Raw genomic sequence first — 6,932 nt, 5'->3', positions numbered from 1 at the left:
GCAGCCAAAGCTTGGGCCTCACATTACCCGAACTTGGTTAAAGTATTAATTAATTTATGGGTTTATTATCCATACAAGCCCATCAAGCTGATTCGCAACGCTGTTGCAAAGAACAAAGGCGCAACAAATTGTGCCAGCACAGCTCACGGCTTATGGGAGCGTTAGCTGTATTGTCGTACTGTTGTGATTATATAATGTTACAGATTTGCCCTTGCTCAAAAAATATTCTGCACATATATTTAATTGGTACTTAATTGTTTTAATAAGAGGGATTTATGAAAATATTACACAAATGGATAATTTTGGCGGGTTTATTATTAGCCGCTCTTATTTCGTATGGCTACGGATTTTCTCAAGGCATAGTTATCTTTGTTGTTTTAGGTGTGGCTTTGGAACTTACATTTTGGTTTGGTGTTTTTGGTAAAAAGCAGCAATGTAACGAACACCCCCGCAACTAATCTACAGCTAACAACACGCCCTGAGGTGGACAGCAAGCGCTAAAGCTCACTTTCCACCGCAAATTTTAACAGCGGTGATCCTTTACTTTTCAATGCAGTTAAGTAAGTTGATTCATCGTATGGCGTATGTGTTTTCCAGCACCTAAATAGTATTCGTGTCCACTTAAACGTCAATGATTTGATGATGGTATTATGGGGCTTTCCTTTGGCTTCTTGCTGCCGATAATATGCTTTTGCCCAAAATGAATAGCGCACAGATAATCCTGCCCATTCCACAAACGTTTACCTTAACAACTTAGTGCATGATTACCGCCAGTGTATCCATTCCTTTTTGCCACTGCGTTCGGTTACTGGAGCAATGCCTGCGTATTGTTGTATGTCAGCGACGGAAAATTAATTAGACACCCATCCTAAAATTACTGTCAATAAAGACATGAATAAACTGGCCTTATGAGGTCAAACGAAAGTGAATACCTTTAGTTTACGCTGGGGCAACTGTATTGTATTGTTCATAATATAGAAAAACTGCAAAACACGATGCATTAAGAAGGGGAAGCCCTTTTAACCTAAATAAAAGCCACTCAACCACTCGTAATCACTTCCAAAACGCCAATTTAAACAACACCAAACACTTCTTTATATTCTGCGTAAAAATACAGTAATCAATTGAACCAAAATAGGAACTCAGCTATGGTTAATGCATCAATAAAAATAAATTTAAAACGAGTTAATCTACAGGCTCGTTAGGGCTTTCTGGAGTCACGGATGAAATTTAAACTACTTTTTATTTTCCTCGTATTTATTTCAACATTCGCGTATTCGAATGAAATTGATGAATTCTGGAATACAGAAGCTGCATATAAAAACAAAGCTGAAAGTTATATTTCTCTGCTGTACAGTAACAAGCCTGAACTTCTTGTTATTGAATTTTCTATTAAACGCAACCCAACGAAAATTGAATCTGAATTAGAGCACTATGTATTTTTTAAGGCGCTCGACAAAGCGAGTATCGTTGATACTAAAGATCCTGCTATTCTAGAATGGGCTAAATCTAATGGTACAAGTGCTAAAGATATAACCGTCTATGACGTAGTTTTCGAGTTGCCTAAAACTAATAATATCAGTCCAGTAATAATGTCAGTTGGGCAAGAGACTGGCATTTTAAACAACAAATGGGCAGAATTAATAAAACCCTAACAAGCATTTCAAACGGAACAAATACAGTTGGTTAGGTTCCGCTTCGATTCACATTTTAACCAACTATTTTTGTCCGCTTAAGTGGGCGTTTATATTGCAAGGATAAGTATGAAGCTAGCATCTAGATTTATGCCTGAATACAAACCGCAAAAGGGAGGGAAAATAGCTCTCTTTCTAACGGCTTGTTTATTTCTTGCTACATTTTATTATTCGCCAATTGTTTTGGTAGTTTTTGCAGGTATCGCGATTTTAGCGTTTGTCTGGAGTTACTTCGAACAATCAAAGATTGATGCTTACTTTGCAAAACTGTGCACAGACCGAAACGGTATTACTATTTGCAACTTCGCAAGAGAGTTCGATGCTCGCGAAGTAGATACTTGGATAATTCGCGCTACATATGAGGAAGTTCAACGAGCTATATGTTCTGATCAATTAGTACCGCTAAAAGCGACAGATCATTTATTCGATACGCTCAAGTTCGATGGAGATGATTTAGATTTGGATCTAATAGAAATTATAGCTCAGCGAACTGGTCGCAGTTTAGACGGATATGAAGAAAATCCATTTTATGGCAAAGTAACTACGGTTCGTAATTTAGTTCTTTTTTTTAATTACCAACCTGTGGTAAATGCAACATAACAACAAAATACCATGGGGTCAGGTCTTTCTTTTTGCCATTAGCTTTATTATTGGTTATTTCATGTAAATTAATTCGGTATCACCAATATAAGCTTTGAATCTTCCCCATCGGTTAATATAGCTATATTTTCCTCAGTTGTTACAAACACATCTCTTAATCGTCCTGCGGTCTCTGGGAATATGTGAGACTGCGTAAACTCACCATTAGGGCCAGATTAATTTACAATTGGAGTGGCTGTCTAGTTTAATGCGAGCTTTGATATCACGCGTAAACATTCAACAATCGATTGTACCCAGGTAGAAACCCGGCTATGGTTTGTTTATCAAGATAAATAAACCAGCTAATTTACATGTTCGTTATGTCTCACGGAGGTTTTATCGCTCTATGAATGTTTTTCTAATAATTGCAGGTACATTAAGTGCTGTTGTAGCAACTTTGCATTTGGGTTGTATCTATTTTGGAGGTTCTTGGTATCGGTTCTTCGGTGCAGGAGAGCAAATGGCATTACTTTCTGAGCAAGGAAGTATTAAACCAACTCTTATTACTAGTGTAATTGTTCTGATTCTATCAACTTGGTCATTGTATGCATTTTCAGCCGCAGGTGTTATTTTTAAACTTCCATTCATCCGCCTAGCTCTTGTATTAATAACTTTTATTTATTTAGCCCGAGGTGTTGCAGGGTTCTTTCTAATAAATAACCCTATGGGGCGTTCGCCTGAGTTTTGGATTTGGAGTTCTATTATTTGTTTATCTTTTGGTATTATTCACCTTGTTGGTTTAAAACAGCAATGGGCAAGCTTGTGAGTGAAGTGTAATCTAATAAAGAATCAAACAAGGGCTATTACAATTGGCTTTTGGTAAAGCATTATATTTATAGTTAACCACTGGTCGCTAATAATTGACGGAACAAGGAATATTAAAATGGATAAAATGTCAGTTCACATAACCTCTAAACCTTTAGATACTTACCCGCAAAAACAAATTTTAAAGGTGGTAGCTGATGAAGTAACCGAAAAAGCGACTGTGCACAAAGCAGCGGTTCAAAGTGACCAAGTGGATATATCCGAAGAAGGAAAAGAAAAAAGTCTGGAAGATCAAAATCGTGAAGCGTTACGTAAATTATCAGGCAATGAAGATGCAAGTCAGGCATCACAATCAGAAGGTGACCCTATTGATGAACAGATTGCTGAAATACAAGAAAAGATAGAAAAACTATTACAGGAAACTGCATTATTACGCAGTAAAGATGATGAAGAGTCGCAGGCTAAAGTGAGGGTACTAGAAGCAGAAATTACCGGGCTTAACACTCAACTTATTGAATTATTGAGACAGCAATTAGAATCGGGTAAATAACAAGCACAGTAAGTATATGCAAAGGCAATTGGAGACAAGAACGTTATTAATAACATAATGAAGACGCTCACCTTAATCTTAAAACTAAAGGGGTTAACCCCTGATCTTACTGATCAAATTACTTAATTAACCAAAGTGGCTTATTGAAAGCCGCTACTTACTTTAAAAGCGCAGCGGCTTTTATTTGCTTTATGAATTAGTTTGCTGTCATCAACATTAGCTTTGCCTCTTTACCGTCTGTTAATACTGCGACGTTACCTTTATCAGTTATAAACACATCTCTTAACCTGCCTGCGGCCTTGGGAAATACGTGAGACTGCGTAAATTCACCACTTACCAGATTAACGCTGTAGAGCTTTTTATCAACAAGAGTAGTGATAAGCACATGTTGTTGTAATGAAGGAAAAGCTGCATGTTTAGAGCCGTAATACGCCATGCCTGATGGCGCTATTGATGGCGTCCAATTAACACTTGGTTTTTGCATGCCTTTATATTCGGTAAAGGGTGAAATACGCGCTTGCGAGTAATCTTTGCCATAGGTGATTACCGGCCAGCCATAATTAGTGCCAGCGGTTAAATAGTTTAGTTCGTCACCGCCTGCAGGGCCGTGTTCGTTGCTAATAATTTGCTGCGTATCGTAATCATAAACTAAGCCTTGAGGGTTACGATGACCGAGTGAGTAAACAGCATGCGCATTTGGGTTTTTGTGATTAATAAATGGGTTGTCTATTGGAATGGTGCCATCTAGGTTTATACGTAATATTTTACCAAGTTGGCTGGTGATAACTTGTGCTTGCTCTCTAAAGTCAAACCCATCGCCCGTTGAAACTAATAACGTATTGTCGGGTAGGACAAGGGCGCGTCCTGCGTAATGTTGCGGTGTGTTTTTATCAGTCGCTACTTTATAAATAATGTTAGGTTTTGAAAAGTCAGTGCCATTAAACGTGGCTTTGGCAACAACAAGCCTGTTTGCGCTTGCACCACCTTGGGCATAAGTAAAAATAATTTCTTTTGAGTCGTTATAATCTGGTGATAACACAATGTCGAGTAAACCACCTTGGCCTGCTACGTATAAACCTGTTAGGTTTAATTTTACTCTTGATTGCACATTGTTTTTAACTATAACTACGTGGCCATCACGCTCTGTAATTAACCATGTGCCGTTTGGTAGTTCAACCATGCTCCACGGAGACTGTAATTGCGTAGCCAGTGTTTGTGTACTGTATTGCTCCTTTGGTAGCGCAGCATCTGCATTAACAGAAAACGAAAAAAGCGAAAGCAAAGTAAAAAAAGAGATACATTGTTTACGGAGCAAGCCTTTGCTAGCATGGCTTGCATAAGAGAAAAGCTTTATTTTAAGTTGAGATAACCATGTCGTTTTTAACACGTATATTGCCTTCATTTTTAGTTTCTTGGTTACTTACATTCACACTTGCTAGCTTGTTTCATAGCCAATACGTTGTCAATCAATTAGTTAATGTAGGTGTAGTGGTGGGCTTTAGTGATCGTGCTAGTTTAACGTTTGATGATTGGTTAGGCCTATTACCTACCTACGGCGCTATTATTGCCGTAGCACTTGCCATCGCTTTTTTTGTTACCGCAAAGCTTAATAAAAAGGTTCAAAAATACAGTACTCAGCTATTTGTTATTGCTGGCATTGTGGCATTTGCTATTGTGTTAATTGCCATTGAATCAATTATGAATATTCATATTATAGCGGGCGCAAGAGGCTGGGGTTTTTATGCTCAACTGCTTGCAGGCGCGGTAGGTGGTTTGGCGTTTTCGCAATTAGTTAAGGCAACTAAAGCCCAAAAAGAATATTAGATATGTGAATATAAGTACGACTTATGCGTTATTTGGTGATTAATAAAGGCCGCTGTTTATTATAAACAGCGGCCTTTAAATATGGTTTTTAGAGTTTAATTAAAAAATTAAACTAATTAGTTTGTAGCTACTTAGCCCAAAAATTAGGATTAAAACGGGTAGGGTGACTAGGTTTAAAGCCAAAGAGTTAGTGTAGTTTCCCATAACCCCTTTTTGATTAACCAGCCACACAAGGTAGGTGCTAACAATAGGGAGTAATAACCCGTTAGCCGCTTGTGCGAATATAATCACCGCTACTGGGTCTAAACCTAATGAGGCCACCGCAGCACCAAACAATAAAATAACAATAGCGACGCCTTTAAAGCGCGTGTTACCCATATCGTTTGACCAACCTAACATGCCACACACAGCATAAGCACCGGCAAGTGGCGCTGTAATAGCACTTGTTAAACCTGCAGCAAATAAACCAATAGCAAAAAAGTAATGAGCGGCGTCACCAAGCAATGGCTCTAGCTGCACGGCCATATTGGCCGCACTAATTTGCCCCGCATCGGTGCCATAAAATGCAACTGAAGCTGTAGATAAAATAGCTAAAGTGATCACACCGCCTAAAGTGATTGATAGGCCTGTATCAACATTTGTTTGTTTAATCACTTTTTGCATGTCGCTGTTACTGTCGTGTCTAGCAGCGAGCACGCCGGAGTGCAAAAATAAGTTATACGGCACAATGGTAGTGCCAACTAAAGCTAGTATGGTTGTAATCGAACCCTCAGGCATACTAGGAATAAAACCAGCAAATACATCACCCAGTGAAGGGGCTGCCATTACAAGTGTTGAGATAAACACTAAGCTCATTAAAATAACGAGTAAAATTAGCGCGTTTTCAACCACTTTATGTTTGCCGCTATATAGTAAAGCTGCACTTAAAAAAGCAATAAGTGGTGTCCATAGTTGAGGACTAACTTGAGGGAATATTTCAATTAATCCCATGCTAGCCCCACTTAAGTTACCCGCTTCATAAGCTGCACTGCCCACGCCAATGGCGCTAATGACTAAAAATATAGCTAAAGATTTAAATAAAGGCGTTTGAATATGTGCTCTGAGCGCTTGAGCTAAATCTTGCCCGGTAGCAACGCCAAGGCGTGCCGCCATAGATTGTAATAATATAGTGGCAACTACTGAAAACAGTAATGTCCATATAAGTGCAAAACCAAAGTTTGCACCTGCCACGCTGGCGGTAGTAATGGTCCCTGGTCCAATGAAGGCAGCGGTGACGAGTAGTCCTGGTCCTAATCGCATAATTGGCCTTAATAGTGCTATTGCATGTTGCTATTTAAAGTTACATCTAACGTTTAAAACCGATATTTATACGCGATGCCGATTGTGTTATTGCTGCCACTTAAACTAAGTGCCCTGCAGCGATAGTCGCCCCTTGACTGGTTCTTTTTTAATAAGCATAT

At 38.8% G+C, this 6,932-nt stretch carries 8 protein-coding genes and 3 pseudogenes; 7 read left to right on the top strand and 4 right to left on the bottom strand.

What is annotated here, in order from left to right:
- Positions 1-275: 275 nt before the first annotated feature.
- Positions 276-458, top strand: a complete 183-nt coding sequence (locus I6E72_RS15240; protein ID WP_010552629.1) for a hypothetical protein — start codon at positions 276-278, stop codon at positions 456-458.
- Positions 459-497: 39 nt separating this feature from the next.
- Here the strand turns inward: I6E72_RS15240 and I6E72_RS19935 are convergent.
- Positions 498-842, bottom strand: a pseudogene (locus I6E72_RS19935) (transposase); the annotation flags it as partial.
- A gap of 31 nt (positions 843-873) precedes the next feature.
- On the opposite strand from I6E72_RS19935, the pseudogene I6E72_RS19930 reads away from it, so the two are divergent.
- The 3 genes and pseudogenes from I6E72_RS19930 to I6E72_RS15230 all read left to right on the top strand — a co-directional run.
- Positions 874-1,004, top strand: a pseudogene (locus I6E72_RS19930) (transposase); the annotation flags it as partial.
- A 219-nt stretch (positions 1,005-1,223) separates the two neighbouring features.
- Positions 1,224-1,655: a hypothetical protein gene (locus tag I6E72_RS15235; protein WP_197112923.1), complete on the top strand. Its 432-nt coding sequence runs from the start codon at positions 1,224-1,226 to the stop codon at positions 1,653-1,655.
- A 108-nt stretch (positions 1,656-1,763) separates the two neighbouring features.
- A complete protein-coding gene (locus tag I6E72_RS15230) occupies positions 1,764-2,294 on the top strand; it encodes a hypothetical protein (protein WP_197112922.1) in 531 nt (176 codons plus the stop codon).
- A 68-nt stretch (positions 2,295-2,362) separates the two neighbouring features.
- Here I6E72_RS15230 and I6E72_RS19765 read toward each other — a convergent pair.
- A pseudogene (locus tag I6E72_RS19765) lies at positions 2,363-2,500 on the bottom strand (PQQ-dependent sugar dehydrogenase); the annotation flags it as partial.
- Between the two features lie 179 nt (positions 2,501-2,679).
- On the opposite strand from I6E72_RS19765, the gene I6E72_RS15225 reads away from it, so the two are divergent.
- Positions 2,680-3,099 carry a hypothetical protein gene (locus I6E72_RS15225; RefSeq protein WP_197112921.1) on the top strand — a complete coding sequence of 140 codons (420 nt, stop codon included), beginning with the start codon at positions 2,680-2,682 and terminating at the stop codon, positions 3,097-3,099.
- 117 nt (positions 3,100-3,216) lie between these two features.
- Positions 3,217-3,648 (top strand): hypothetical protein, encoded by a 432-nt coding sequence (locus I6E72_RS15220; RefSeq protein ID WP_197112920.1) that lies wholly within the window; start codon positions 3,217-3,219, stop codon positions 3,646-3,648.
- Positions 3,649-3,844: 196 nt separating this feature from the next.
- Here I6E72_RS15220 and I6E72_RS15215 read toward each other — a convergent pair whose 3' ends face one another.
- Positions 3,845-5,035: a PQQ-dependent sugar dehydrogenase gene (locus I6E72_RS15215; protein ID WP_197112919.1), complete on the bottom strand. Its 1,191-nt coding sequence runs from the start codon at positions 5,033-5,035 to the stop codon at positions 3,845-3,847.
- Here I6E72_RS15215 and I6E72_RS15210 point away from each other — a divergent pair.
- A complete protein-coding gene (locus tag I6E72_RS15210) occupies positions 5,020-5,472 on the top strand; it encodes a hypothetical protein (protein WP_197112918.1) in 453 nt (150 codons plus the stop codon). The genes I6E72_RS15215 and I6E72_RS15210 overlap by 16 nt on opposite strands.
- A gap of 99 nt (positions 5,473-5,571) precedes the next feature.
- Here the strand turns inward: I6E72_RS15210 and I6E72_RS15205 are convergent, their stop codons facing one another.
- Positions 5,572-6,771 carry an Nramp family divalent metal transporter gene (locus I6E72_RS15205; RefSeq protein ID WP_197112917.1) on the bottom strand — a complete coding sequence of 400 codons (1,200 nt, stop codon included), beginning with the start codon at positions 6,769-6,771 and terminating at the stop codon, positions 5,572-5,574.
- Between the last annotated feature and the right edge of the window lie 161 nt (positions 6,772-6,932).

Source organism: Pseudoalteromonas sp. NSLLW24 (genome assembly GCF_015864725.1).
Classification (GTDB): Bacteria; Pseudomonadota; Gammaproteobacteria; order Enterobacterales; family Alteromonadaceae; genus Pseudoalteromonas; species Pseudoalteromonas arctica.
Note: the sequence above shows the minus strand (reverse complement) of the source record. Positions and strands in the feature narration are given on the sequence as shown.

Bases quoted from the DNA above. Each gene is read 5' to 3' on its own strand.
- I6E72_RS15240 (WP_010552629.1), top strand. From the start codon at position 276: ATGAAAATATTACACAAATGGATAATTTTGGCGGGTTTATTATTAGCC.
- I6E72_RS15235 (WP_197112923.1), top strand. From the start codon at position 1,224: ATGAAATTTAAACTACTTTTTATTTTCCTCGTATTTATTTCAACATTC.
- I6E72_RS15230 (WP_197112922.1), top strand. From the start codon at position 1,764: ATGAAGCTAGCATCTAGATTTATGCCTGAATACAAACCGCAAAAGGGA.
- I6E72_RS15225 (WP_197112921.1), top strand. From the start codon at position 2,680: ATGAATGTTTTTCTAATAATTGCAGGTACATTAAGTGCTGTTGTAGCA.
- I6E72_RS15220 (WP_197112920.1), top strand. From the start codon at position 3,217: ATGGATAAAATGTCAGTTCACATAACCTCTAAACCTTTAGATACTTAC.
- I6E72_RS15210 (WP_197112918.1), top strand. From the start codon at position 5,020: ATGTCGTTTTTAACACGTATATTGCCTTCATTTTTAGTTTCTTGGTTA.
- I6E72_RS15205 (WP_197112917.1), bottom strand. From the start codon at position 6,771: ATGCGATTAGGACCAGGACTACTCGTCACCGCTGCCTTCATTGGACCA.